The organism is Rubellimicrobium arenae, assembly GCF_017916275.1.
GTDB lineage: Bacteria > Pseudomonadota > Alphaproteobacteria > Rhodobacterales > Rhodobacteraceae > Rubellimicrobium > Rubellimicrobium arenae.
Genome location: NZ_JAFMST010000007.1, coordinates 128625 through 153777, shown reverse-complemented (window position 1 = coordinate 153777; position 25153 = coordinate 128625). Strand labels below are relative to the sequence as shown.

Below are 25153 nucleotides of genomic sequence, written 5' to 3'. Positions count from 1 at the left end.
GCAAATCGTGACATTTCCGTGTCCTCCGGCGGCGGTTCGGCGCGGGGGCGGTGTGCTCTCCGGCGAACGGTGCTATCGTCCCTGTTCAACTTTGCCACCGAGGACCTTCCGATGCCGCTCGAGACCCCGCTCCACGATCCGCTCGTCGAGGCGTCCTCCGCCTTCGCCGCCGAGCCCGTGGACGGCGTGTCGGTCGTCGTCCCGATCCACAACGAGGAGGAAAACCTCCTTCGGCTGCATGCCGAGCTGACGCAGGCCCTGGATCGCCTGGGCAAGCCCTACGAGATCATCCTCGTGGACGACGGCTCGCGGGATGCCAGCGCCCGGCTGATGGAAGGGATCGCGGCGCGGGACGAACGGGTCAAGCTCATCCTCCTGCGGCGGAACTACGGGCAGACCTCGGCGCTGCGGGCCGGCATGGACCGGGCGCGCTTTGGCGCGATCGTGACCATCGACGGGGACCTGCAGAACGATCCGGCGGACATCCCGGCGATGATCGCCAGGCTCGAGGAGGGCTACGATCTCGTGGCCGGGTGGCGGCGCGACCGGCAGGACGCGCAACTGACGCGCAAGCTGCCATCCCGCCTGGCCAACAGCCTGATCCGCCGCGTCACCGGCGTGCCGATCCGGGACCTGGGCTGCACGCTCAAGGTGATCCGGCGCCCGTTCCTGTCGGAGCTCGAGCTTTATGGCGACATGCACCGTTTCGTCTCGATCCTCATGGTGCAGCGCGGCGCCCGCTGGACCGAGATGCCCACCACGCACCGTCCGCGCATGGCCGGCGTCACCAAGTACGGGCTGTGGCGGACGGTGGTGGTGCTCCTTGACCTCATCACGCTCAAGTACCTGCTCGACTATTCGGCGCATCCGATGCGGCTGTTCGGGGGGCTTGGCCTGATCGCGGTGCTGGTGGGCGTCCTGGCCTTCCTGGGCGTGATTGTCATGAAGGTGCTGGGCGGCACGGACATGACGGGCAACCCCCTTCTCATGCTCACGGTGCTTTCGGGGTTGTCGGCGCTGCAGTTCTTCTCGCTCGGCGTCCTCAGCGAGGTGCTCGTCCGCATCTACTACGGACGCGCGGCGACGCGGACGCATTATTCGGTGCGGCGCGCCGTCAACCTGGACGAGGACTGATCCGCGCCGGCCCGCCGGGCGCTTTGGCGGATCAGGGCAAGGTTGCGGACATAGACCAGCAGGCCCAGGCCTTGCCCCAGGATGAAGACCGGATCGCGCCGATAGAGCGCATAGGCCAGCATCAGCGTGCCCCCGGTGATCGACAGCCACCAGAAGCCGACAGGCACGACCGATTCGCCCGCACGCTCGGAATGCCACCATTGCAGGATGAAGCGTCCCCCGAAGAGGACCTGGGCCAGGAAGCCGATCAGCACCCAGGCCAGCTCGGCCGCGCTGTCCACGTGGAAGAAGGCCAGGAGGTCCATGCCGTGTCCCTTGTTCGAAACCTGGCCCCATGTCCCCCAGCCGGACCGCGGCGTCCACCCCGTCCGTCATCCTGGGCGGCGCGGCGCGGCATGACCGGGACATCGACTAAACCGCTGGTCGGGGATTCCGTTCGCGTCTAGGCTGATCCGAGGGGAACAGGAGACGGGGATCGATGGAGGACATGCCCTCCGCGATCGCGGGCATGAGCGGCGGGCCGGACTGGTCCGAGGCCGACCGAATCGCCGCGCTCGATGGCTATGCCATCTTGGGGACCCCGCCCGAGGCCCTGTTCGACGAGATCGCGCAACTGGCCGCCGACATCTGCGAGGCGCCTGTGGCCATGGTGGGCTTTGTCGCGGCGGACCGCCACTGGCTCAAGTCCGAGATGGGCGTGGGCGCGCGCGACCTGCCGCTCGAGACCTCGTTCTGCCGGCACGCCATCCGGGAGCGGGGGATCTTCGTGGTCCCCGACCTGACGCAGGATCCCCGCTTTGCCGACAATCCGTTCGTGACGCATGCCCCGGGGGTCCGGTTCTACGCGGGCGCCCCCATCGAAACGCCCGAGGGGCTGCCGCTCGGCACCGTCTGCGTCTTCGACATGGAGGCGCGCCCCGACGGACTGTCGGCCCGGCAGGAGCGGATCCTCGCGGCGCTGGCCCGGCAGGTGATGACCGAGCTGGAGCTGCGCCGCGCCCTGGCCGAACGCGACGCCGAGATCGCCGCCGCCCATGCCCGGGAGGAGGAGCGGCGCGCGGCCGAGCAGGCGCTCTTGGCGTCCGAGGCGCGGCTCCGGGACCGGACGGCCGAGCTCACCCGCGCGCAGCGCGTGGGACGGATCGGCGGCTTCGAGGTGGACCTCCAGGACGCCAACCGCAGCCGCTGCTCGCCCGAGTATCTCGCCATCCATGGCCTGCCCCCCGAGGCGTGGAACGAAGGGCACGAGGAATGGGTCGCTCGCCTGCATCCCGATGACCGCGAGAAGACCGAGCGGATCTTTCTCGACTCCGTGGCCGAGGGCCTGCGCAGCTACGACTTCGAATACCGGATCATCCGCCCGAGCGACGGCGCGGTGCGCTGGATCGGGGCCCTGGCCGAAATCGAGCACGACGCCGAGGGACGCCCGCTGCGCCTCGTGGGGGCGCATTCCGACATCACCGCCCGCAAGGAGGCCGAGGAGGCCATGCGGGCGAGCGAGGCGCGCTACCGCGCCTTCTTCGAACAGGCCGCGGTGGGGGTGGCGCGGGTGTCGCTCGACGGCCGCTTCCTGGAGGTGAACGATCGCTTCTGTGCGATCTGCGGCCATCGCCGCGAGACCCTGGTCGAGACGGGGTTCCCCGCGATCACCCATCCCGACGACGTGGCCTCCGACCTTGATCGGCTCGCCGCGCTGATTGCCGGTGAGATCGGCTCCTACACGCTGGAGAAGCGCTACCTGGCCGAGGACGGGCGGGCGGTCTGGGTGAACCTGTCGGTCGGCCTCGTCCGCAGGCCCGATGGGACGCCCGACCACGTCGTGTCGGTGATCGAGGACATCACCGAGCGCAAGCGCGTCGAGGACAGCCGCCGGCTCCTCGTGCGCGAGCTGAACCACCGGGTGAAGAACCTGTTCGCCATCGCCGGCGGCATGGTCGCCATGACCGCGCGGAGCACCAAAACCTCGGTCGAGATGGCGCGGGTCCTGTCGGGCCGCCTGACCGCGCTGGCCAGCGCGCACGACCTGATCCAGGCCGCCGTGGTCGGCGAACTGGGTGGACAGGAGGCCGTCTGCCTCCGCAAGGTCGCGGCGGCCGTCCTGGCGCCGCACCGGGCCGTAGGGGACCGTCTGTCTCTGGAGGGCCCCGACGTGTCGCTCGGCCCCGGCGCGGCCACGGGCTTTGCGCTTGTCCTGCACGAACTGGCCACCAATGCTGCGAAGTACGGGGGCTTTTCGGTGCCGGAAGGGCGGTTGGAGCTGGGCTGGGACCTGGCGGACGGGACGCTCCGCTTCGACTGGAGCGAGGAGGGCGGTCCCCCCGTCATGGCGCCGCGCCATGCGGGCTTCGGCTCCCGGCTGGCCCGGCTCACCGTCGAGGATCAGCTTGGCGGGACCCTGGAGCAGGATTGGCGGCCCGAGGGGCTGCGGATCGTGCTGGCTCTCCCGATGGACCACCTGGAGGCCTGACGCGCGGGGCAGGCCCGCCGGCCGTGCCGCCCGACCGGCCTGTTCGGCGCGAACGAGGGCGTTCCCGCGACCGCCTTGCGGGACCGGCCCGCGAACGCGTCAGGGCTGGACGACTTCTCCATGGGCAGGAAGGCCGCCGAGATTGGCAGGCCCACTTCACTCGGGTCCGAGGTGGAGAGGCATAGAGCAGGAACTGGTGCATCGCGGGTGGTTGACAGGACGGTGCCTCTGACGCTAACCGGTATCACAGATGTTGGAGTTGGTCACATTTGTGATGTGACCGGTGAGGAGATAGAACCATGCGCGCCATCGTGCTGCACGCCCCGGGGGACATCCGGCTCGAGGAGCGGCAGCGCCCGGTTGCCGGACCGGGCGAGGTCGTGCTTCGCGTCGCCTCGGTCGGGGTCTGCGGCTCCGACCTGCCGCGGATGCTGGTGAAGGGCGCGCACAAGATGCCCCTGATCACCGGGCACGAGTTCTCGGGCCGGGTCGAAACCCTCGGGCCGGGCGTGACGGGCTGGGCGCCCGGCGAGCTGGTCGCGGTGGCGCCGCTCCTGCCGTGCCGGGAATGCGACCAGTGCCAGACGGGCAACTTCTCGCGCTGCCGGAACTACGACTATTTCGGCTCGCGCCGGGACGGAGCCTATGCGGAATGGGTCGCCTCTCCGGTCGAGAACCTCATCAAGGTGCCTCAACACGTCGATCCGCGCGCGGTGGCGATGACCGACCCCGCCTCGATCGCGCTGCACGCGATCTGGAAGGCCGGCGGCATGACGGTCGGACAGACCGGCGCCGTGGTCGGCTGCGGGCCCATCGGCCTGTTCGCGATCCAGTGGATGCGGATGATGGGCGCGTCCGACGTCATCGCCGTCGACGTCAGCCCGGAAAAGCTGGCCCTGGCCGAGGAAGCGGGGGCCTCGATCCGCGTCCTGTCCAAGGACCTGGGCGAGAACAAGGCCCGCGCCAATGTCGTGGTGGAGGCGGTTGGTCTCGACTCGACCATCAACGCGGCCATCGGCCTTGCCGCGCCGGGCGGCCATGTCAGCTTCATCGGCATCCCGGTCCCGGACGTGAGCCTGTCGAACGCCACCTTCCAGACCTTCCTGCGCCAGGAGATCTCGCTCCATGGCTCCTGGAACAGCTTCGGGGCGCCCTTCCCGGGGCCGCAATGGACCACCACCATCGAGAAGTTCGCGACGGGCGAGCTGAAATGGGAGTTCCTGATCTCGCACGATCTGGATCTGGCCGAGCTGCCAGGGATCTTCGAGCGTTTCGCCAAGCGCGACATCCACTTCTCCAAGGTCCTTTTCCGTCCGTAAGGCCATGACCACCGTCCTGGGACTCGACTTCGGAACGAACGGCGCGCGCGCGGGGGTCTTCGACCTTGCCGCGCGGCGCATGCTGGCCACCGGCGAGGAAGGGTATCCGACCGCCCACATTCCCCCCGACCGCTGCGAGCAGGGCCCGGAAGACTGGTGGGCGGCGCTGCGCCGCCTGCTGCCGCGCGTGCTGGCCGCCGCCGGGCATCCGCGCATCGAGGCCGTGACGGTCGCCACCTTCTCCTCGACCGTGGTCGTCTGCGGGCGGGACGGCACGCCCCTCGCACCCGCGATCCTCTGGATGGACGCCCGCGCCTGGGCCGAGGCGGCGCGGACCGCCAAGGTCGCGCATCCGGTGCTGGACTATTCCGGCGGGTCGGACGCCGTGGAATGGCTCGTGCCCAAGGCGATGTGGCTCAAGGCTCACCAGCCGGAGCTCTGGTCGCGCACCGGCGTGATCTGCGAGGCGCTGGACTGGGTCAACCACCGCCTGACGGGGCGCTGGGTCGGGTCGCTGATGAACGCGACCTGCAAGTGGAACTACGACAGCCGCGCGCGGAGCTTCTGCCCCGACCTTTACGAGGCGCTGGGCGTGCCCGAGCTGATGGACAAGCTCCCGCCCGAGATCCTTGATATCGGCGCGCCGATCGGTCCCATGACGGCCGAGGCGGCCGAGGCGCTGGGCCTGCCGGGACGGCCGCTGGTCGTGCAGGGCGGGATCGACGCCCATATGGGCACCTTTGGCGCGGATACGGTCACGCCGGGGTCCATGCTCCTGATCGGCGGGACCTCCAACGTCCACCTGACGCAGGTGCCCGACGATGGAACGCGGATCGCCGGGGTCTGGGGGCCCTATCCCCATGCGCTGACTCCGGGGCTGCGGATGATCGAGGGCGGGCAGGTCTCGGCCGGGTCGATCCTCAACTGGCTCGTCCGCGACATCTATGGGCTCGACGGCGCGGGCTTCGCGGCGTTGAACGCGGCGGCCGAGGGCATCCCGCCGCGGGGAACGGGGCTTCTGGCGCTGGATTACTGGATGGGCAACCGCACGCCCTACCGCGATCCGAACCTGCGCGGCGCGATCCTGGGGCTGTCGCTGTCGCACGACCGCGCAGGCATCTACCGGGCCCTGGTGAACGCGGTGGCGCTGGGCTCGGCCAATGTGGTCTTCGACCTCGCCCGGCAGGGCGTGGCGATCGACCGGATCGTGCTGGCCGGGGGCATCATGAAGAACCCGCTCTGGCTGCGGGCGACGGTGGACGCGCTGGGGATGCCGGTCGGCATCGCCCGCGAGGACAACCTGTCCCTTTACGGAGGAGCGGTCGCGGCGGCCACCGGACTGGGGCTCCACCCGTCGCTGACCGAGGCGGCCGCGGCCTATCGCGCCCCCGTGACCGTCATGGAGCCCGACATGAGCCGCCATGAGGAGTACCTGGCTCTCCTGCAGGACTACCGCGACGCGACGGAACGGCTGGCCCCGATCCTCCATGCCCTGTCGGGCGATACGGGCACGCGGTCATGAGCGAGGAGGAGCGCCCCGGCGGCCCGCGCCTGCCCGTGGACGAGGGGCGCGAGCATCTCATGGTGCAGGTCGCGCGCATGGCCTGGCAGCAGGACCGCACCCAGACCGAGATCGCCGCCGAGACGGGCCTGAACCGGTGGCAGGTCAGCCGGCTCCTCCAGGACGCGCGGGACCTTGGCATCGTGCGGATCGAGATCGTTCCGCGCCTGCGCCGCCGCCCCGAGGTGGAAGCCGCGCTCGTCGAGGCCTATGGGCTGCGCGACGCCATGGTGGTGCCCGAGGCCGCGGGCGCGGACGCCGTCGCGCAGGCCGCGGGCCAGTACCTTGCCGCCATCAAGCCCAGGCCGCGCCTGATCGGCGTGAGCTGGGGCCGCACCATGGCCGCCGTGGCGCACTGGCTGCCCCCCGATTGGGCGGACGGCGTCCAGGTCGTGCAGATCAACGGCACGGTGGCGCCGATCCCCCAGACCACCGGCCACAACGAGGTGGCCGAGACCTTCGCCCGCAAGGGGCGGGGCGCGTTCGTGCCCCTTCCGGTTCCCGCCGTGGTGGGGGCCCGCGTCACCCGCGAGGTGCTGGAGCAGGACAGGATCGTGGGCGACGTCCTGCGCCTGGCCCGGTCGGCCCCGGTGCTCTGCTTCTCGATGGGCGCGCTCAGCGAGGATGCCGCCCTCGTGCAGTCAGGCAACGTCACCCCGGCCGAGATCGCGGCGCTGGCGCGCGAAGGGGCGGTGGGCGACGTGCTCGGCCGCTATGTCGACCGGCGCGGCGAGATCGTGGACGAAGGGCTCGACGCCCGCACCGTCGGCCTCGCGCTGGCGGACCTCAAGGCGCGGGACCGCGCCATCGGCGTGGCCTCGGGCCGGGCCAAGCACCGCATTACCCTGGCCGCGCTGCGCGCCGGCCTCGTCAACGTCCTCGTCACCGACGAGGAGACGGCCGCCTATGCCCTGGAGCATGTTCATGACCGCTGACCGACCCCCAAGCCTTGCCCACGCCACGCCGGTTCATTCGAACCACGCCCGCAACCCCGGCATCCCCCTGGACGTCGCCATGTTCGAGGGGCATGCCGTGAACCGGTCCGCCGCCGAGAGGCGGGCGGCGACCCTGACCACGCGGCGCAGCGTCAAGAAGGCCTACCAGGCTGCCTGGCTCCTGAACGCCATTCGTTGCGTGGACCTCACCACGCTTGCGGGGGACGACACCGAAGGGCGGGTCAAGCGGCTTTGCGCCAAGGCGCGGCAACCGCTTGCGTCGCACATCCTGGAGGGCCTCGGACTGGAGGCCCTGACCGTCGGCGCCGTCTGCGTCTATCCGACCATGGTGCCCCATGCCGTGCGCGCCCTTCGCGGATCGGGGATCCCCGTGGCCTCGGTGGCGACCGGGTTCCCGGCGGGGCTCATGCCGCTCCACCTGCGGCTCGAGGAGATCCGCTGGGCCGTGGACCAGGGCGCGGACGAGATCGACATCGTCATCACCCGCGAGCACGTGATGACCCAGAACTGGTCCGCCCTTTACGACGAGGTCGCCGCCATGCGCGAGGCCTGCGGGCCCGCCCATCTCAAGGCGATCCTGGCCACCGGGGACCTGAGCACGCTCCGCAACGTCCACGCGGCCTCGATGGTCGCGATGCAGGCGGGGGCCGACTTCATCAAGACTTCGACCGGCAAGGAAGGCGTGAACGCGACCCTGCCCGTCAGCCTCGTGATGGTGCGCGCCCTGCGCGAGTACGGCGAGATCACGGGTCACAAGATCGGCTTCAAGCCCGCCGGCGGCATGAAGAGCGCCAAGGATGCGATGGCCTGGCAAACCCTCATGAAGGAGGAACTGGGCCGCGACTGGCTGGAGCCGGATCTTTTCCGCTTCGGCGCCTCGTCCATGCTGGGCGACATCGAGCGTCAGCTCGAGCATCACGTCACCGGGCGCTACGCCGCCTCGCACCGCCATTCCCCGGCCTGAGGGACCTGACCCATGACCACCGTTTCCAACATCCTGGCTTCCATGGACTACGGCCCCGCGCCCGAGGACGCGCGGATCGTGACCGACTGGCTCGGGCAGTTCCCCGGCGGCTTCGGCCATTTCATCGGCGGCGCCTTCACCACGCCCGGCGAGACCTTCGAGGTGCAGAACCCGGCCACGGGCGAGGCGATCGCCCGCGTGTCGCAGGGGACGCCCGAGGATGTGGCCGCTGCCGTCGCGGCGGCGCGCAAGGCCCAGCCCGGCTGGGCGGCGCTGTCCGGCCATGAGCGCGCGCGGCACCTTTACGCGCTGGCCCGCCATGTCCAGCAGCACGCCCGCTTCCTTGCGGTGCTGGAGACCATCGACAACGGCAAGCCGATCCGGGAAAGCCGCGACATCGACGTGCCGCTGGTCGCCCGGCACTTCTACCACCATGCCGGATGGGCCGAGATCCTCGACAGCGAGTTCCCGGGCGCCCGCCCGCACGGGGTCTGCGGCCAGATCATCCCCTGGAACTTCCCGCTCCTGATGCTGGCCTGGAAGGTGGCGCCCGCGCTGGCCGCCGGGAACACGGTGGTGCTCAAGCCGGCCGAATACACGCCGCTGACCGCGCTGGCCTTTGCGCAGATCGCCGCCGAATGCGGGCTGCCCGAGGGCGTGCTGAACATCGTGACCGGCGACGGAGCCACCGGCGCGGCCCTGGTCGCCGCCGAAGGGATTGACAAGATCGCCTTCACCGGATCGACCGAGGTGGGCCGGATCATCCGCCGCCAGACCGCCGGGACGGGCAAGCCGCTGACGCTGGAGCTGGGGGGCAAGTCGCCCTTCGTCGTCTTCGCGGACGCGGACCTCGATGCCGCCGTCGAGGGCGTGGTGGACGCGATCTGGTTCAACCAGGGCCAGGTCTGCTGCGCCGGGGCCCGCATCCTCGTGGCCGAGGCCGTCGCGCCCCGCTTCGAGAAGAAGCTGGCCGCCCGGATGCGGACGCTGCGGGTGGGCGATCCGCTCGACAAGAACACCGACATGGGGGCCATCGTGCACCCCGTGCAGCTCGAACGCATCCGGGCGCTGGTCGCCAAGGGGCAGGCCGAGGGGGCGACCCTGACGCAGGGCGAGGCGCCGGAAGGCTGCTTCTTCCCGCCGACCATCGCGGCCGACGTGGAGCCGGCCTCGACGCTGGCGACCGAGGAGATCTTCGGGCCGGTCGCCACGATCACCACGTTCCGCACCCCCGAGGACGCCGTCGCCCTGGCCAACGCCACGCGCTACGGGCTCGCGGCCTCCATCTGGTCCGAGAACGTGAACCTGTGCCTCGACGTCGCCGCCAAGGTGAAGGCCGGGGTCGTGTGGATCAATTCGACCAACATCTTCGACGCGGGCGCAGGCTTCGGCGGCTACCGTGAGAGCGGCTACGGCCGCGAAGGCGGGCGCGAGGGCATGACGGCCTATCTGGCGCATCCGCGCCCCGCCGCGTCCCGGCCCGAGGCCGAGCCCGACGCTCCGGTCGCCACGCCGGGTCTCGCATCGGCGGGGCCGGGCATCGACCGGACGGCCAAGCTTTATGTCGGCGGCAAGCAGGCGCGGCCGGATTCCGGCTATGTCTTCGCCGTGCCGGGCGGCCTGGCCGGGCTGGGCAACCGCAAGGACATCCGCAACGCCGTCGAGGCCGCGCACAAGGTTGCGGGCTGGGGCAAGACCACCGGGCACAACCGCGCCCAGGTGCTCTATTACCTGGCCGAGAACCTGTCGGCTCGCGCGGTCGAGTTCGAGGGACGGCTCGCCTCCTTCGGGATCGCCCGGCCGGCGGCCAAGGCCGAGGTGGACGCCGCGATCCGTCGCTGCTTCTGGTACGCGGCCCAGGCCGACAAGTTCGACGGGGCGGTCCACCAAACCAAGACCGAGCACGTCACGCTCGCCGTGCCCGAGCCCCTCGGGGTGATCGGCATCGCCTGTCCGGCGACGCAGCCCCTCCTGGGCTTCGTGAGCCTTGTGCTGCCCGCCATCGCCATGGGCAACTCGGTGGTCGCGATCCCGTCGCAGGCGCATCCGCTGGCGGCGACGGACCTGTATCAGGTCCTCGACACCTCGGACCTGCCCGGCGGCGTGATCAACATCGTCACCGGGGAGCGGGACGCGCTGGCCAGGACGCTGGCCGACCACGACGACGTGGCCGCGATGTGGTACTTCGGCACGGCAGCGGGCGCGAAGATGGTCGAGGCGGCCTCGGCCGGGAACCTCAAGCAGACCTGGACCGAGGATGGCGCGGCGCGCGACTGGTTCGGGCCCGCGGGGCAGGGCAGGGAGTTCCTCCACCGCGCGACCCAGGTCAAGAACATCTGGGTGCCCTACGGCGAATGATCATCTTCGATTGCGACGGCGTGCTGGTGGACAGCGAGATCCTGTCCAACGCCATCGATGCCGAGCTCATGACCGGCGCGGGCCACCCGATCACGGCGCAGGACCTGATCCGCGCCTGGATCGGCCGGCCCAAGCGGGAGATCTGGGCCGGCATCGAGGCCGAGCGTGGCGCGCCCTGGCCCGAGGGCCTCATCGAGGAGGCGGAGGCCCGCCTCCTCCGGGCGATCGAGACGGAGTTGCAGGCCGTCGAGGGCGTGGCCGAGGCGCTTGGGCGCATCGATCCGCCCCTCGCGGTCGCGTCCTCCTCGGCGCTGCCCAAGCTCCGGCGCTCGCTCGAGCGCTGCGGGCTCCTCCATGTCTTCGACCCGCATGTCTATTCGGCGAGCCAGGTGGCGCGCGGCAAGCCGGCGCCGGACGTGTTCCTGTTCGCCGCCGCCCGGTCCGGGGCCGAGCCCCGCGACTGCCTCATCATCGAGGACAGCGTGGCGGGCATCACGGCGGCGCTGGCGGCCGGGATGCGGGTGATCGGCTTCACCGGCGGGCGGCACAGCTATCCCGATCACGGGGAGCGGTTGCTGGAAGCGGGCGCCCTGGAGATCGTCGCCCGCATGGCCGACCTGCCGGGCCGCGTGGCCGCGCTCAGAACGTCTCGTTCCGGCGCATCTGGCTGAGGAAGCGCTTCATCCGCACCAGCCGCTGGTTGTGCGCCTTGCCCAGGCGGCGCGCCACGAGGGTGGACAGGATGTCCGCCGTCACCAGGGCCGCGATGCGGCTCGTGGTGGGCGTGAAGACGTCGGTGTTGTCCAGCGTCTCGATGTTGATCACCACGTCGGCGTAGTTGATCAGCGCGGAGTCCATCGACCCCGTCATGGCGATGACCTTGGCCCCCTGCTCGCGCGCGAGGCGGGCCAGCTCGATGATGCTGCGGGTTCCCCCGGTGTTCGAGATCGCGACCGCCACCGCCCCCGGCCGCATCATGGAGGCCGCCATGAGTTGCTGGTGGCTGTCCATGGTCGCATTGCAGGGGATCCCGAACAGGGGGAACTTCTGCTGGAGGTCCTGGGCCACGATCGCCGAGGCGCCGAAGCCGAAGAACTCGATGTGGTCGGCCTCGAGGATGAGGTCCACGGCGGCGTTCATCTGCGTCATGTCGAGCCGGTGCCGCGACCAGTCGAGCGAGGTCATGGTGTAGTCGAAGATCTTCCTCGCGACCTCGTCGGGCGAATCCTCTTCGGCGATGGCCGAATGGGAGGCAGAGGTGCCAAGCGCCAGGCTCTGCGCCAGGCGGATCTTGAAGTCCTGGAAGCCGTCGCAGCCGATGGCCGTGCAGAACCGGATCACCGTCGGCTGGCTCACGCCCGCCAGCTCGGCGGTTTCGGCCACGGTCGCCCCCAGGATGCGCTGGGGGTCGGCCATGACTGCCTCGGCCACGCGCCGGTCGGATTTCCGCAGGTCGCCCAGGACGGTGCGGATCACCTCCAGGACGTTTCGCGCTCCGGCAAGGTCGCTGCTTTCGTTGACGGTCATGTCGCCTCCGGTTCGAGCCGGTAGATGACATCGGGCCGGGCGGGCGCAAGGGGGATGTCCCGAACGCGCGCCACGACGACGTCGAGCTCCGGCCGGGGGACCGTGTTGAAGGCGAACAGGCCGAAGTGGTGGAGGATCGCCGCCCCCGCGCCTGCGCCGCGGGCGAGGCTGGCCGCCTCGTCGGGCGTCATGTTGCCGGGCACGCCCTTGCCGCGCCCGTTCACGGGCAGGAGCATCACGTCCGGGCGTAGCGCGCGGACCTCCTCGACCTGCCCTTCGAAGGGGATCGTGTCCCCCGAATGGAAGACGGTCGCCCCGGCCAGCCGCAGGGCAAAGCCCAGCCAGCGGTGCCGGCCCTCGGCATCGGTTTCCAGGCTCTCGTGGGCGGCGCGGGTTGCCGTCACCTCAAGTCCGGGACCGAGCGTCAGGGTCTGTCCGGCGTCGATGGGGCGCAGCCGGTCCGGGCCGATCCCGCCGCGTTCGAGCGCCTGTGCGGTCGAGTGGGCCGGCGCGACGAGCACCGCGCCAGGGTTCGCGGCCAGGAGGCCGGGCAGCGTCCCGGGGTCCATGTGGTCGCCATGCGCGTGGGTCGACAGCACGGCGGTCACGTGCCGGATGCCGTCCGGCGCGACGGGCGCCGGCATCTGGCGGCGGTGGTCCAGGGCCGAGCCGCGGTACTTCTCCTCCAGGCTGTCGGACAGGTAGGGGTCGATCACCACCCGCAGGCCCGCCCCGTCCACGACGAACCCGGCCTGCCCGAGCCACACGATCCCCAAGGCTTCGCCCGGCGGCCGGGCGAGGAGATCGGCCAGCGGGCCGAACAAGGATCGCTCAGAGAGCCGCATCGGCCGAGGTCCTGAGCGCCACGAGGAGGTTGTCGATGGCCGCTTCGGTGGCACGGGCGACGCTGCCGTCGGTCAGGGCCCCGACATGGCTGGTCCCGAGCACGCGGGGATGCCCGGCCAGCGGATCGCCGGTCGGGGGCTCCACCGCGAAAACGTCGGTCGCGTAGGTTTCGATCCGCCCCTCATCGAGCGCGGCGAGCACGGCCGCCGGGTCCACGAGGTTCGCCCGCGCCGTATTCACCAGGATCGCGCCCTTGGGCAGCCGGCCGAGCTGCCCATGCCCGAGAAGGGGGCGGCCATCCTCGGGCGGAGGGCAATGGAGCGTCACGATCCCCGACCGTTCCAGCAGTTCGTCGAGGCTGACGTAGTCCAGCCGGATGCCCCCCGGATCGGGGCGGAACGGGTCGTGCGCCACGATCCGCGCCCCCAGCGCCTCGAGGACGCGGGCCACGCGGCGGCCGATCGCGCCCATGCCGACGATGCCCACGGTCGAGCCCTCGATCTCCCGGCCCTTGAGCCGGGGCCAGCCGCCGACCTGAACCCCGGCGGTGGTCTGGGGAATGTGCCGGCAGGCGGCCAGCATCAGGCCCAGCGCCAGTTCGGCCACGCCGGTCGCATTGGCGCCCATCGCGCGGGCGACCTGGATGCCGCGCGCCGACAGCGCCGCGAGCGGGAGGTTGTCGGCCCCGGTGCCGTTGCGGCTGATGATGCGCAGGCGGTCGGCGGCCGCGACGACGGCCTCGCTCACCGGCTCCACTCCGGCGAGCCAGCCCACGCAGCCCGGCACGAGCCGGAGCAGCTCGGCCTCGGACGGGGTGGCTCCGGGCGTGGAGAACACCAGCTCGAAGCCCGCCTCCGTCAGCCGGTCCAGGGCCGGGGGAGGGGCCGAGGTCAGGGACCGGGGCGTGACAAGGATGCGCTCCATCCCATCAGCCCTTTGCCGCCGCGTTGGCGATGCGGGTCAGCTCGGCGATGTTGTCGGCGCCGGTGTCGATGGTGATGCCGAAGACCTCGGCGATGACCTGCGTCCAGCCGTGGATGAAGTAGGTCCAGCCGTCCTCCACCTGCAGCCGCCGTTCGGCCGCCTGCGCGCGGGCCTGGTCGAGGAAGATCAGGTCGCCGCGGTAGTTGAGGTCCCAGGCCACGCCGTTCTCCGGAAAGCGGGCGGCGTCGGTCAGGGGCGATCCGGGCGCATCCTTGCCCAGGCCGGTCGCGTTGATGACCAGCGATCCCGGCGGGAGCCCGTCGAGCACCCGGTCGTTGGCCGAAGGCTCGGGGGCGAGAACGTAGTCCACGGGAATGTCGCTGCCGATCTGCTGGTGGACGTGGCGGATCTCGTCCAGGCGCGGCTGGGACCGGTTGGTCACCACGATGCGCGACGGACGGTCCTGGCGCGCCTGCATCAGGTGCCAGGTCAGCGCGATGGTGGAGCCGCCGGCCCCCATCGACACGACCTGCCCGCCCGTGCGCGCGAAATGATCGGGCGCCAGGAAGCCATCGATCGAAAGGCCCGAGCTGATCGGGTCCTTCGCATGGCACACGAGCCTCCCGTCCCGCTTGGAGATGCAGGAGGTTTCGCCCATCAGGGCGGCGAAGTGGTCCACCTCGTCGAACATGTCCCGCGCGGCGTGGAACAGGTCGATCTTGTGCGTCGTGACGAGGGCCCCCATGGAGTTGGGGTCGTCCCGGATGAAGGCCACCGCCTCGCGGTAGGCAGCGGGGTCGGAGTGGGGGGCGAAATCGATGCCCCGGATCGCCGCATCCCCCAGTCCCAGGTGGCGGGCCCAGGCGGGAAATACCTTCATGATGCTGCTCTTGGTCGTCGTCACGCCGATGAAGTGCAGCGTGGGCCGTTCGCACGGGGCATAGACCCGGGCCGAGGGCTCGGCGGTCGTGGCGGGCCCGCTCATGCCGCGGCGTCCAGAATGCCCTGGACCTCCTCGCGGGACCGGGGGCGCCAGTCGGGATTCTCCACCTGGCGCCAGCCGCCGCGCCCATCGTCCACGATCCGGACGCGCATGCCGCCCGACCGTTCGATGATCCCGTAGTCCTGGCCCGAATCGGCCGGGTAGGTGAACATCATGACGAGATCGGTCGAGCCGACGTTGATGCTGCGATGAATCCAGAAGGGGGGAACATAGCAGATGCTCTGGGGGCCGACCTCGACGATCCGCACCTCGCCGTCGGGGCTTTCCATCTGCATCAGGCCGTGGCCGGCCTGGCCGTAGTAGACCTCGGGCCGGTCGCCGCGCGCGTGGATGTGTCCGCGCGTGAGGAAATACTCCTCGCCGACCTTGCCCGGCTCCATCCGGGTGACGCCGACGATGAGGTCGCTCACCTTCTGGCCGGGCGTGAACGAGGTCACCTCGTAGGCGACCTCATTGCCGCGCTGCGCGAGCAGGCGGTCGAAGGCAGCCGCATCGGCGTAAAGCCCGGCGAGGTCGGTGAAACGCTTCTGGTAGTGGCCGTCCGCGTTGCCCAGCAGGCCGGTCTCGACCGATACCTGGCAGAGGCGGGGTTCCTGTAGGGTCACGTGATCTCCTCCATCGCCAAATTTGGTAGCGTTGCTACATCTTGATTCAGGATTAACCGCAGGCGGACCCGTCTGGCAATCCCGAATGACCTAAATGCGAGCAGGATGGGCGTTAAACAGAGTTGACGAGAAAAATTCCTGTAACTACGCTCCATGTTGCTACCGGTGACGTGCCGGCCGTCGCCCGGGAGGGGGCGAAGAACTACAGTGGAGGATGACATGTCGATGAAGACACTTGCGGGCGTCGCGGCTGCGGCGCTCATGGCGGGCACGGCTGCCCACGCTCAGGACTGCGTGCTTGGCATCTCGATGTACACGCTCGGCGCACCCTACTTCGCCGCCCAGGAAGCGACCGCCCGCGCCACCGCCGAGGCGGCTGGCTGCCAGGTCCGCTCGGCCGACGGCCAGAACGACATGGTCAAGCAGATCGCCGACATCGAGGACATGGTCGCCTCGGGCATCAACGTGCTGATCGTGAACCCCCGCGACGCGCAAGGCCTCATCCCCGCCGTGAACGCCGCCTCGGCTGCCGGCGTGCATGTCGTCGCGATCGACTCCACGCTCGATCCTTCGGCGAACTTCATCACCCAGATCCAGTCGTCGAACAGCGCCAACGGGCAGCTCGTGGGCGAATGGCTGGCCAAGCAGCTGAACGGCGAGCCGGCGCGCATCGCGCTCATCTCCGGGTCGCAGGGGAACCTCGTCGGGCGTGAGCGCCGCCTGGGCGTCCTGACCGGTCTGATGGATGCGATGCTGACCAACCAGGGCCATGCCGAAGTGACGGTGCTGGGCCAGGGCTGGGGCAACTGGTCGACCGAAGGCGGCCTGACCGCGATGGAAGACCTTCTCACCGCGCATCCCGACATCAACGTCGTGCTGGGCGAGAACGACTCCATGGTGCTGGGCGCCCGTCAGGCGCTGGAAGCCGCCGGCCGCCTGGGCGAGGTGACCCTCGTGGCCGCCGCCGACGGCCAGAAGGAAGCCTACGACCTGATCCAGAAGGGCGAGTACGGCGCGACCGGCCTCAACAACCCCAACGAGATCGCCCGCCGCGCGGTCGAGATCGGCCTGCAGGCGCTGAACGGCGAACTGCCGGAAGACACGCCCAAGCTGATCTACACGGATCCGGCGGTGATCACCCAGGAGAACGTCGCCGACTACATGGACCCGAACTCGCTGTTCTGATCCAACATGGCGGCCGTCCGGTGTCTCCTGCCGGGCGGCCGTCCTTTCCTGCGTCGGATGGAGGAGCGCCGATGACCCCCCTGGTCGCCCTGCGCGGCATCGACAAGTCCTTTGCGGGCATCCACGCCCTGTCCGGCGTCAGCTTCGACGTGCGGCCGGGCGAGGTGCACGCCATGGTCGGCGAGAATGGCGCCGGCAAGTCCACGCTGATGCGTGTGATGGGGGGCGAGCTGCGGCCCGATGCCGGCAGCGTGGAGGTCGGCGGCGAAGCCGTGCGCCTCACCGGGCCGACGGACGCGATCCGCCGCGGCATCAGCATCATCCACCAGGAGATGGCGCTGGCCCCGGACCTGTCCGTGGCCGAGAACATCTTCCTGGGCGAGCTGCCCGCCCGCATCGGCTGGGGCAGGCTGAACACCCAGGCCAAGGAGCTGATCGCGCGCCTGGGCTTCGACATCTCGCCCCGCGCCACGGTGTCGGACCTGTCGGTCGCCCACCAGCAGGTGGTCGAGATCGCCAAGGCCCTGTCGCGCCGGGCTCGGGTCATCGTCTTCGACGAACCCACGGCCGTGCTGTCGATGGGCGACGCCAAGCGCCTCCTCGAGATCATCCGCGGCCTTCGTCGCGAGGGCGTCGGCATCGTCTACATCTCCCACCGGCTGGACGAGATCTATGCGATCGCCGACCGGATCTCGGTCCTCAAGGATGGGCGCAACGTCGATACGGTCACGCCGGACGCGGTGCCGGTGGACCAGCTCATCCGCATGATGGTCGGGCGGCCGCTGAGCCAGCTCTTCGGGGAAAAGCCCCACACCACGGTCGGCGAGGAGCTGCTGCGGGTCGAGAACCTGGCCCTGCCCAACGGGGTGGCGGGCGTGTCGTTCTCGTTGCGACGGGGCGAGGTCGTCGGGCTGGGCGGGCTCGTGGGGTCGGGGCGGACCGAGGTGGCCCGCGCGATCTTCGGCGCGGACCCCATCAGCTCCGGCACGATCACCCTGCGCGGAGAGAACTACCGCCCCCGTTCCCCCAAGCAGGCCGTCCGGCACGGCATCGCCCTGGTCCCCGAGGATCGCAAGGGGCAGGGCGTGGTGCTCGACCTCGCCATCCGCAAGAACGCCACGATGGCCAACACCGGGCCGGTCACGCGCCTGGGCTTCTTCTCGGGCGGCAAGGAACGGAGCGTGGTGCGTGGCCTGATCGACGATCTGCGGATCAAGCTGGGCGACATGGGCGACCCCGTCTCGTCCCTTTCGGGCGGAAACCAGCAGAAGGTCGTGCTGGCCAAGTGGTTCCATGCGGGCGGCGACGTCGTCATCCTTGACGAGCCGACGCGCGGCGTCGATGTCGGCGCCAAGACCGAGATCTATTCGCTCATCCACCGGATGGCGGCCGAAGGAAAGGCGGTGCTCGTGATATCCTCCGAGCACGCCGAGCTCTTCGGTCTCTGCGATCGGGTGCTGGTGATGGGCGAGGGGCGGCTCAGGGGTGAGCTCCTGCCGCCGGACTACAGCGAGGAGAACCTGCTCATGCTCTCGATGACGAGCGGAGCCGAGGAAAGGGCACGCGCATGACGGACAACGCCGCCGGTTACGGTCAATCGGTCACCAGGGAGGCCGCGCCCCGCAGGTTCCAGTTCGGAAAGCTGTTCCGGCAGTTCGGGACCTTTGCGATCTTCCTGATCCTCCTGGGCCTTGCGTCGCTCCAGTCGGACGCCTTCCTGACCGAGCGCAACATCATGAACATCCTGCGCCAGCATGCCGGGACCGGCATCATGGCGGTGGGGATGCTGTATGTCATCCTGACCCGCGGGATCGACCTGTCGGTCGGCTCCATCTCGGCGCTGGGCGCCGTGGTGACCGCCGTGCTCGTGCAGGACTACCCGTTGCCGGTCGCCCTGCTCATGGTGGTGGGGATCGGGGCGGCCTGCGGGGCGGTCTCGGGCTTCCTCGTGGCCTTCCTGCGCCTGCCCGCCTTCGTGGTCACGCTGGCCATGATGACGGCGGCCCGCGGCATGGCCCTGATCCTGTCGAACGGCCAGCCCATCATGCTGGGCGAGCCCGGGGCCGCGCTCTCGGTCTTCGGGACGGCCTTCCCGCTGGGGGTGCCGGCGCCGGCGCTCCTCATGTTCGGCGTCTTCGCGCTGGCGTTCATCGTTCTGAACTTCTCGCGGTTCGGGCGGCTGGTAAAGGCGATCGGCTCCAACGAAGAGGCGGTGCGCCTGTCCGGCATCTCGGTCGGCTGGTACGTGATGGCGGTCTACGTCATCTCGGGCGCCCTGGCGGCCATCGCGGGCATCGTCGTGACCTCCCGGTCGGGCGTGGGCTCGGCCAGCGTCGGCGACGGGGCCGAGCTTGACGTGATCGCGGCGGTCGTGATCGGCGGCGCAAGCCTCATGGGCGGCCGCGGCGGCGTGCTCAACACTTTCCTGGGCGTCCTGATCCTGGGCATCATCGGCAACATCATGAACCTCGCCGGCGTGCCGGGCTACCACCAGCAGGTCTACCTGGGCGTCATCATCGTGGTGGCCGTCGTTCTCCAGCACGCCAGCCACATCCTTCGCAGGCGCTGATGGTGGACTGCACGATCGCCCTGGACATCGGCACGGGGTCCACCCGTGCCGCTGCCATGACCGCCGACGGACGGGTGCTCGCGGTCGCCTCGCAGGCCTACGACCAGATCGTGCCGTCCTACGGCTGGTCCGAGCAGCGCCCGGCCGACTGGTGGGCCGCCGCCTGCGCCAGCCTGCGTGAGGTGACCGGGCGCGCGCGCGCCGAAGGCTGGCGCATCCAGGCGGTCGCCGCCTGCGGCCAGATGCACGGGACGGTGCTGGTCGACGCAGAGGGCCAGCCCGCGCGGGACGCCGTGCCCCTTTGGAACGACAAGCGGACCCTTGATTACGTGCGCCGCTTCGAAGCCGAGGAGCGGCTCGCGGACTGGCTGCCGATCACGGCGAATCCACCCACCCCGGCCTGGCCCGCGTTCAAGCTCCAGTGGCTCCGCGACCACGATCCCGACGCCTGGGCGCGGACCACCCATGTCCTGATGCCCAAGGACTACGTGAACCTGCGCCTGACTGGCGAACGGGCGATGGACTGGACCGACGCGGGCTGCTCGTTCCTCATGGACGCCGCGTCGGGGGACTGGTCGCAGACGGTGCTGGACCGCCTGGGACTCGATCGCGGCAAGCTGGCCCCGATCCGCCTCCCGACCGAGATCCTCGGGACCGTGACCGCCGAGGCTGCCGAGGCGACGGGCTTGGCGCAGGGGACGCCCGTGCTCGTGGGCGGGGCGGACTATCCGGTGGCCCTCCTCGGGTCGGGGGTGTGCCGTCCTGGCATGGCCTCCGAGGTGGCGGGAACCTCGTGCATCGTGACCCTGGTGGCCGAGCGTCCGGTCCTCGACCCCGAGATCAGCAATGTCGGCACGCCCGAAGGGAACTGGGGCGCCTTCGTGCTCCTCGAGTCCGGGGGCGATGCGGCACGCTGGGCGCGACGGGCCTTCCACGGCAACGAACTGGGGTACGGCGAGATCGTTGCCATGGCCGAAGCCGCGCCGGTGGGCTCGGACGCCCTGTTCTTCCTGCCCTATCTGGCCGGCGAGAGGCTTGGCGCCCATCGCAACAGCCGGGCGCAGTTCTTCGGACTGGCGGCCGGGCACGGGCTGCCGCACATGCATCGGGCCGTCCTCGAAGGCGTGGGCTTTGCCGTGAACCGGCATCTCCGCGTCATGGAGCAGGCAACCGGCACCCGTCCGGAGGTGCTGATCGCCAGCGGAGGCGGGGCCCGGGCCGACCTTTGGCTGCGCATCAAGGCCGCCATCTACGGCCGCCCGATCCTGATTCCGGAGGAGCCGGAGTGCGGCCTCGTGGGCTGCGCGGCCTTGTGCGCGGTCGCGCTGGGGCAGGCGCGCGACCTGCCGGAGGCCGCCGCCCGCACCGTGCGGCATACCCGCGAGGTCACGCCCGACCCGGCCTGGGCCGACCGCTATGCCGCGATGCAACCCGTCTTCGACCGGCTCTACCTGCATTCGCAGGCCTTTTATGATGATCTCGATCGCCTGACTGGAACCCCCGCATGACACCTTATCTCGACCGCTTCCGCCTGGATGGACGCACCGCCCTTGTCACCGGCGGCGCGCGTGGCATCGGCCTTGCCACCTGCGAGGCGCTGGCGCAGGCCGGCGCCCGCGTGATCCTGACCGACCGCGACGCCGCCGCGGCGGAGGAGTCGGCGGCCGCGCTCAGGGCGCAGGGCCATGACGTCGTGGCCGACCGGCTCGAGGTGACCAGCTCGGCCGAGGTGCAGGCCCTGGCCGACCGCCACCCCGAGGTGGACGTGCTGGTCAACAACGCCGGCATCGCCCGGTCCAACATCCCGGCCGAACGGATGTCCGACGATGAATGGCTTTCCGTCCTCGACATCAACCTGAACGGGCTGTTCTGGTGCTGCCGCTCCTTCGGGGCGCGGATGCTGGAGCGCGGGCAGGGGAGCATCGTCAACGTCGGCTCCATGTCGGGCTTCATCGTGAACCGTCCGCAGGAGCAGGCGCAGTACAACGCCTCCAAGGCCGCCGTGCACCAGCTCACCCGCAGCCTCGCCGCCGAATGGGCGCCGCGCGGCGTGCGGGTGAACTCGGTCGCGCCGACCTACATCGAGACGGCGATGAACACCTACGTCTACGAACGCGAAGACCTCATGCGGCACTGGATCGGCGGCACGCCCCAGGGCCGGATGGGGCGGCCCGACGAGGTCGCGGCGGTGATCCTGTTCCTGGCCTCCGAGGCCGCCTCGCTCATGACGGGGTCCATCGTCCTCGCGGACGGGGGCTACACCTGCTGGTGAGACGGGATGGCTGAGCTGCGCGGCCCGCGCGAACGCTTGATCCGGAGACGGCCCTGGCCCATCCTGCCGCCAGGGAGAACCACATGAATTCGGCAACCGCGCGCCGCGACGGGATCAAGCACGCCTTCCTATGGCCGGCGTTCCTGGTCGTCCTGCTCATCTCGCTCTTTCCGCTCATCTACGCGCTGACGGTCAGCTTCCAGACGATGCGGATCGTTCCGCCCATGCCGCCCCGGTTCGTGGGCGTCCAGAACTACGCCGAGATCCTGGCCTCGGCGCGGTTCTGGGGATCGATGTGGACCACGGCCGTCATCACCGTCCTGTCGGTGGTGCTCGAATACATCCTGGGCTTTGCGCTGGCGCTTGCGCTGCACCACAACGTGCCGGGGGCGTCGCTCTACCGGGTGACGTTCCTGCTGCCCATGTTCCTGGCCCCGGTGGGCGTGGCCCTGATCGCCCGCATGGTGTTCCACCCCTATCTCGGGCCGGTGAACGACCTCATGGGCGCGCTGGGGGTCGGCAACCTTCCCTTCCTGACCGAGCCCAACCTCGCGATGGCGGTGCTCATCACCGTCGAGGTCTGGCAGTGGACGCCCTTCGTCACGCTCCTCCTGCTGGCCGGACTGCAAAGCCTGCCGGGCGAGGTGTTCGAGGCGGCCCGCGTGGACAACGTGCCCGTCTGGCGGCGCTTCTGGGACATCACCTTCCCGATGCTCCTGCCCTTGTCGGTGGCCGTTGTGTTCATCCGCCTGATCGAAGGCTTCAAGGTCATCGACACCGTGTTCGTGCTGACCGGAGGCGGCCCCGGAACGTCCACCGAAACGCTGACCCTGTTCGCCTACAACGAGGGGTTCAAGAAGTTCAACATCGGCATGACCTCGGCGTTGAGCTTCACCTTCCTGGTGGTCGTGATCGTCTTCGGCACGGTCTATCTCGCGCTCGCGCAGCGCCTGACCCGGAGGTACGCGTGATGGAGGCCCAGGGCTACCGCCGCACCGGCTTCGTGCTGGCGCTCCTGTGGTTCTTCGTGTCGCTGTTCCCGCTCTATTTCGTGCTCGTGACGGCCTTCAAGCCGCCGATCGCGGTCAGCCAGGGCCCGACCTACATCCCGTGGCTGGACTTCCAGCCCACGCTGCAGGCCTTCCGCGACGCGCTGTCGGGGCTCCGGGGCGACTTCTGGGGGCCGGTCGTGTCCTCGGTGCTGGTCTCGCTCTCGGCAACGGCGCTGGCGGTGCTGCTGGGCTCCATGGCCGCCTACGCGCTGCTCCGCTTCGAGTTCCGGATCCGGCTGCTGGCCGGGGTGATCTTCGCCGTCGTCTCGATCGGCGGCTTCCTGGTCCTCAACAGCCTGTGGGGACTGCGCGTGCCCTATGCGCTGGGGATCGTGCTGGTCGCGGCGCTGGTCCTGTCGGTCCTCGCGAACCGGCTGCCCCTGCCCGGGCCGGTCATGAAGAACGACGACGTGACCTTCTGGTTCGTGTCCCAGCGGATCTTCCCGCCCATCGTGTCGGCCTTCGCCCTGTTCCTGCTCTATTCCGAGCTGGGCAAGGCCGGGGTCCGGCTCCTCGACAACTTCCCGGGCCTCGTGCTGGCCTACACTGCCTTTGGCCTGCCCTTCGCCGTCTGGCTCATGCGCGACTTCCTCCAGACCGTTCCCCTCGAGGTGGAGGAGGCGGCTCTCGTGGACAACATCGGACGGTTCAGGATCTTCTTCCAGATCGTGCTGCCCATGTCGCTGCCGGGCCTCATCGCCACGTCGATGATCGTGCTGGCCTTCATCTGGAACGAGTTCCTGTTCGCGTTGCTGCTGACCTCGGGCAAGTGGCAGACCCTGCCGATCCTGCTGGCCGGCCAGAACTCGAGCCGCGGGGACGAATGGTGGGCCATCGCCGTGGCGGCGCTCATCTCGATCGCGCCGATGGTGGTGGTGGCCACGATCCTCGGCCGGATGATGCGGTCGGGGCTGCTGTCCGGCTCGATCAAGTAAGACAACCAAAGGGAGGAGAAAAACATGAAGAAACTCTGTCTGTCCGTGGCGCTGGCCGGGATCGTCGCCGGTCCGGCGCTGGCCTGCGAGCCCGACTTCACCGGCGTGACGCTGACCGTGTCCACCCAGAACGGCCCGGCCATCGCGTCGGCCCTTGCCGCCGCGGCCGAGGGCTGGGAGGCCCGGACCTGCGGCACGGTCAACGTCGTCGAATTCCCCTTCGGCGAGCTTTACCCCAAGTTCCTGACCGCCATGTCGCAGCAGACGGGCGACTTCGACGTGATCGGCTTCGTGCCGGCTTGGCTGCCGGACTTCGCGCCCTTCCTGTCCACCATGCCCGCCGAGCTTCAGGAAGGCGCGGACTGGGAGGATATCCACCCGGTCTACCGCGACCGGCTGATGACCTGGAACGGCGAGGTCAAGTCGGCCACCATGGACGGCGACATGCACCTCCTGAACCTTCGGGCCGACCTGCTCGACAACCCGGACGAGAAGGCCGCCTTCGAAGCCAAGTACGGCTATCCGCTCGCCGCGCCCGAGACCTGGCAGCAGTACCTGGACCAGGCCGAGTTCTTCAACCGGCCCGACCAGGGTCTTTATGGCACCGCCGAGGCCTACAAGCGCGGGGGCCAGCAGTTCTGGTACTTCTTCAGCCACGCGGCGGCCTACACCAACAACCCGAACTATCCCGGCTCCATGTTCTTCGATCCCGAGACGATGGACGCCCAGATCAACAACCCCGGCTGGCTGCGCGCCCTCGAGGAGTACAAGAAGGCGCTCGACCTCAACCCGCCGGGGGCGCTGAACAACGGTTCGGGCGACGTGCGTCCGCTCTATGCCGGCGGCACGGTGGCGATGAACATCGACTGGGCCGACTCGGGCGTGCTTCGGGCGACCGAAGGGGGCGACGCGGCCGAGAACACCGTGCGCACCGCGATGCTGCCCGGCTCCACCGAGATCTGGAACGCCAAGACCCAGCAATGGGACACCTTCCCGGAGGTGATCCATTCGCCCTTCCTGGCGTTCGGCGGCTGGCAGCTGGGCGTGCCGGCCGACAGCGCCAACCCCGAGGCGGCCTGGGACTTCGTCAAGGAGGTGATCAGCCCTGCCGTGTCCGGCAAGGCCATCGTGACCGCCAACTCGGGCGTGAACCCCTACCGGTTCTCGCATTATGAGAACACCGACGCCTGGTCGTCCATCTTCACGCCGGAGGAGGCGCAGAGCTACCTGGGCGCCCAGCGGGCCTCGCTCGATGCGCCGAACGTCGCGCTCGACCTCCGGCTGCCAGGCTTCTTCTCCTACACCGAGGTCCTCGAGATCGAACTGTCCAAGGCCCTGGCCGGCGAAGAGGAGCCGCAGGCCGCGCTCGACAACATCGCGGCCGAGTGGGACCGGCTGACCGACGAGTTCGGCCGCGAGACCCAGCTTGCCGCCTATCGCGCCTCGGTCGGCCTGCCGCCGCTCGAGAACTGACCC

At 69.9% G+C, this 25153-nt stretch carries 22 protein-coding genes and 1 pseudogene; 17 read left to right on the top strand and 6 right to left on the bottom strand.

Annotated elements, in window-relative coordinates; genetic code table 11:
• The first annotated feature begins 111 nt into the window (after positions 1-111).
• Positions 112-1134 (top strand): glycosyltransferase family 2 protein, encoded by a 1023-nt coding sequence (locus J3P31_RS12610; RefSeq protein ID WP_210528824.1) that lies wholly within the window; start codon positions 112-114, stop codon positions 1132-1134.
• On the opposite strand, the gene J3P31_RS12605 is transcribed toward J3P31_RS12610, so the two are convergent.
• Positions 1095-1439: a lipid-A-disaccharide synthase N-terminal domain-containing protein gene (locus J3P31_RS12605; protein ID WP_210528823.1), complete on the bottom strand. Its 345-nt coding sequence runs from the start codon at positions 1437-1439 to the stop codon at positions 1095-1097. The two genes, J3P31_RS12610 and J3P31_RS12605, sit on opposite strands and share 40 nt — an antisense overlap.
• Positions 1440-1612: 173 nt before the next feature.
• Here J3P31_RS12605 and J3P31_RS12600 point away from each other — a divergent pair, with 173 nt between their 5' ends.
• The 7 genes from J3P31_RS12600 to J3P31_RS12570 all read left to right on the top strand — a co-directional run bounded on the left by J3P31_RS12600 (position 1613) and on the right by J3P31_RS12570 (position 11430).
• Positions 1613-3601 carry a PAS domain S-box protein gene (locus tag J3P31_RS12600; RefSeq protein ID WP_210528821.1) on the top strand — a complete coding sequence of 663 codons (1989 nt, stop codon included), beginning with the start codon at positions 1613-1615 and terminating at the stop codon, positions 3599-3601.
• Between the two features lie 299 nt (positions 3602-3900).
• Positions 3901-4920: a galactitol-1-phosphate 5-dehydrogenase gene (locus tag J3P31_RS12595; RefSeq protein WP_246849486.1), complete on the top strand. Its 1020-nt coding sequence runs from the start codon at positions 3901-3903 to the stop codon at positions 4918-4920.
• Positions 4921-4924: 4 nt separating this feature from the next.
• Positions 4925-6442 (top strand): FGGY-family carbohydrate kinase, encoded by a 1518-nt coding sequence (locus J3P31_RS12590; protein WP_210528819.1) that lies wholly within the window; start codon positions 4925-4927, stop codon positions 6440-6442.
• Positions 6439-7416, top strand: coding sequence for a sugar-binding transcriptional regulator (locus J3P31_RS12585; RefSeq protein WP_210528817.1), 978 nt, complete (start codon positions 6439-6441; stop codon positions 7414-7416). The genes J3P31_RS12590 and J3P31_RS12585 overlap by 4 nt, the downstream gene beginning before the upstream one ends.
• A complete protein-coding gene (gene deoC / locus J3P31_RS12580; RefSeq protein WP_210528816.1) occupies positions 7406-8401 on the top strand; it encodes a deoxyribose-phosphate aldolase in 996 nt (331 codons plus the stop codon). The genes J3P31_RS12585 and deoC overlap by 11 nt, the downstream gene beginning before the upstream one ends.
• A 12-nt stretch (positions 8402-8413) precedes the next feature.
• The gene (locus J3P31_RS12575; protein ID WP_210528815.1) at positions 8414-10759 is read left to right on the top strand and encodes an aldehyde dehydrogenase family protein; all 2346 of its coding nucleotides are present in this window, start codon (positions 8414-8416) and stop codon (positions 10757-10759) included.
• Positions 10756-11430 (top strand): HAD family hydrolase, encoded by a 675-nt coding sequence (locus J3P31_RS12570; protein WP_210528813.1) that lies wholly within the window; start codon positions 10756-10758, stop codon positions 11428-11430. Before J3P31_RS12575 ends, J3P31_RS12570 begins: the two co-directional genes overlap by 4 nt.
• On the opposite strand, the gene J3P31_RS12565 is transcribed toward J3P31_RS12570, so the two are convergent.
• The 5 genes from J3P31_RS12565 to J3P31_RS12545 are packed head-to-tail and all read right to left on the bottom strand — an operon-like array spanning position 11399 to position 15664.
• Complete coding sequence (locus J3P31_RS12565; protein ID WP_210528812.1) at positions 11399-12286, bottom strand: SIS domain-containing protein; 888 nt, start codon at positions 12284-12286, stop codon at positions 11399-11401. The two genes, J3P31_RS12570 and J3P31_RS12565, sit on opposite strands and share 32 nt — an antisense overlap.
• Positions 12283-13131 carry an MBL fold metallo-hydrolase gene (locus tag J3P31_RS12560; RefSeq protein ID WP_210528811.1) on the bottom strand — a complete coding sequence of 283 codons (849 nt, stop codon included), beginning with the start codon at positions 13129-13131 and terminating at the stop codon, positions 12283-12285. Before J3P31_RS12560 ends, J3P31_RS12565 begins: the two co-directional genes overlap by 4 nt.
• The gene (locus tag J3P31_RS12555) at positions 13118-14056 is read right to left on the bottom strand and encodes a phosphoglycerate dehydrogenase (protein ID WP_210528809.1); all 939 of its coding nucleotides are present in this window, start codon (positions 14054-14056) and stop codon (positions 13118-13120) included. Before J3P31_RS12555 ends, J3P31_RS12560 begins: the two co-directional genes overlap by 14 nt.
• Positions 14057-14060: 4 nt before the next feature.
• Positions 14061-15041: a shikimate dehydrogenase family protein gene (locus J3P31_RS12550; protein ID WP_210528808.1), complete on the bottom strand. Its 981-nt coding sequence runs from the start codon at positions 15039-15041 to the stop codon at positions 14061-14063.
• Positions 15038-15664 (bottom strand): glucose-6-phosphate isomerase, encoded by a 627-nt coding sequence (locus tag J3P31_RS12545; RefSeq protein WP_368373075.1) that lies wholly within the window; start codon positions 15662-15664, stop codon positions 15038-15040. The genes J3P31_RS12550 and J3P31_RS12545 overlap by 4 nt, the downstream gene beginning before the upstream one ends.
• Positions 15665-15883: 219 nt before the next feature.
• On the opposite strand from J3P31_RS12545, the gene J3P31_RS12540 reads away from it, so the two are divergent.
• The 9 genes and pseudogenes from J3P31_RS12540 to J3P31_RS12505 all read left to right on the top strand — a co-directional run bounded on the left by J3P31_RS12540 (position 15884) and on the right by J3P31_RS12505 (position 25150).
• Entirely contained in the window at positions 15884-16849 is a 966-nt protein-coding gene (locus J3P31_RS12540; protein ID WP_246849487.1) for a substrate-binding domain-containing protein, read from the top strand.
• A 140-nt stretch (positions 16850-16989) separates the two neighbouring features.
• A pseudogene (locus J3P31_RS21920) lies at positions 16990-17406 on the top strand (ATP-binding cassette domain-containing protein); the annotation flags it as partial.
• A 21-nt stretch (positions 17407-17427) separates the two neighbouring features.
• Positions 17428-18420, top strand: a complete 993-nt coding sequence (locus J3P31_RS12535) for a sugar ABC transporter ATP-binding protein (RefSeq protein WP_438270298.1) — start codon at positions 17428-17430, stop codon at positions 18418-18420.
• A complete protein-coding gene (locus J3P31_RS12530; protein ID WP_210528806.1) occupies positions 18417-19418 on the top strand; it encodes an ABC transporter permease in 1002 nt (333 codons plus the stop codon). Before J3P31_RS12535 ends, J3P31_RS12530 begins: the two co-directional genes overlap by 4 nt.
• Positions 19418-20926 (top strand): xylulokinase, encoded by a 1509-nt coding sequence (locus J3P31_RS12525; RefSeq protein WP_210528805.1) that lies wholly within the window; start codon positions 19418-19420, stop codon positions 20924-20926. Before J3P31_RS12530 ends, J3P31_RS12525 begins: the two co-directional genes overlap by 1 nt.
• Positions 20923-21690 carry an SDR family NAD(P)-dependent oxidoreductase gene (locus J3P31_RS12520; protein WP_210528803.1) on the top strand — a complete coding sequence of 256 codons (768 nt, stop codon included), beginning with the start codon at positions 20923-20925 and terminating at the stop codon, positions 21688-21690. The genes J3P31_RS12525 and J3P31_RS12520 overlap by 4 nt, the downstream gene beginning before the upstream one ends.
• A gap of 83 nt (positions 21691-21773) precedes the next feature.
• Entirely contained in the window at positions 21774-22661 is an 888-nt protein-coding gene (locus tag J3P31_RS12515; RefSeq protein ID WP_210528802.1) for a carbohydrate ABC transporter permease, read from the top strand.
• Entirely contained in the window at positions 22661-23677 is a 1017-nt protein-coding gene (locus tag J3P31_RS12510; protein WP_210528989.1) for a carbohydrate ABC transporter permease, read from the top strand. The genes J3P31_RS12515 and J3P31_RS12510 overlap by 1 nt, the downstream gene beginning before the upstream one ends.
• Positions 23678-23701: 24 nt before the next feature.
• Positions 23702-25150 carry an ABC transporter substrate-binding protein gene (locus J3P31_RS12505; protein ID WP_210528801.1) on the top strand — a complete coding sequence of 483 codons (1449 nt, stop codon included), beginning with the start codon at positions 23702-23704 and terminating at the stop codon, positions 25148-25150.
• The last annotated feature ends 3 nt before the right edge of the window (positions 25151-25153 follow it).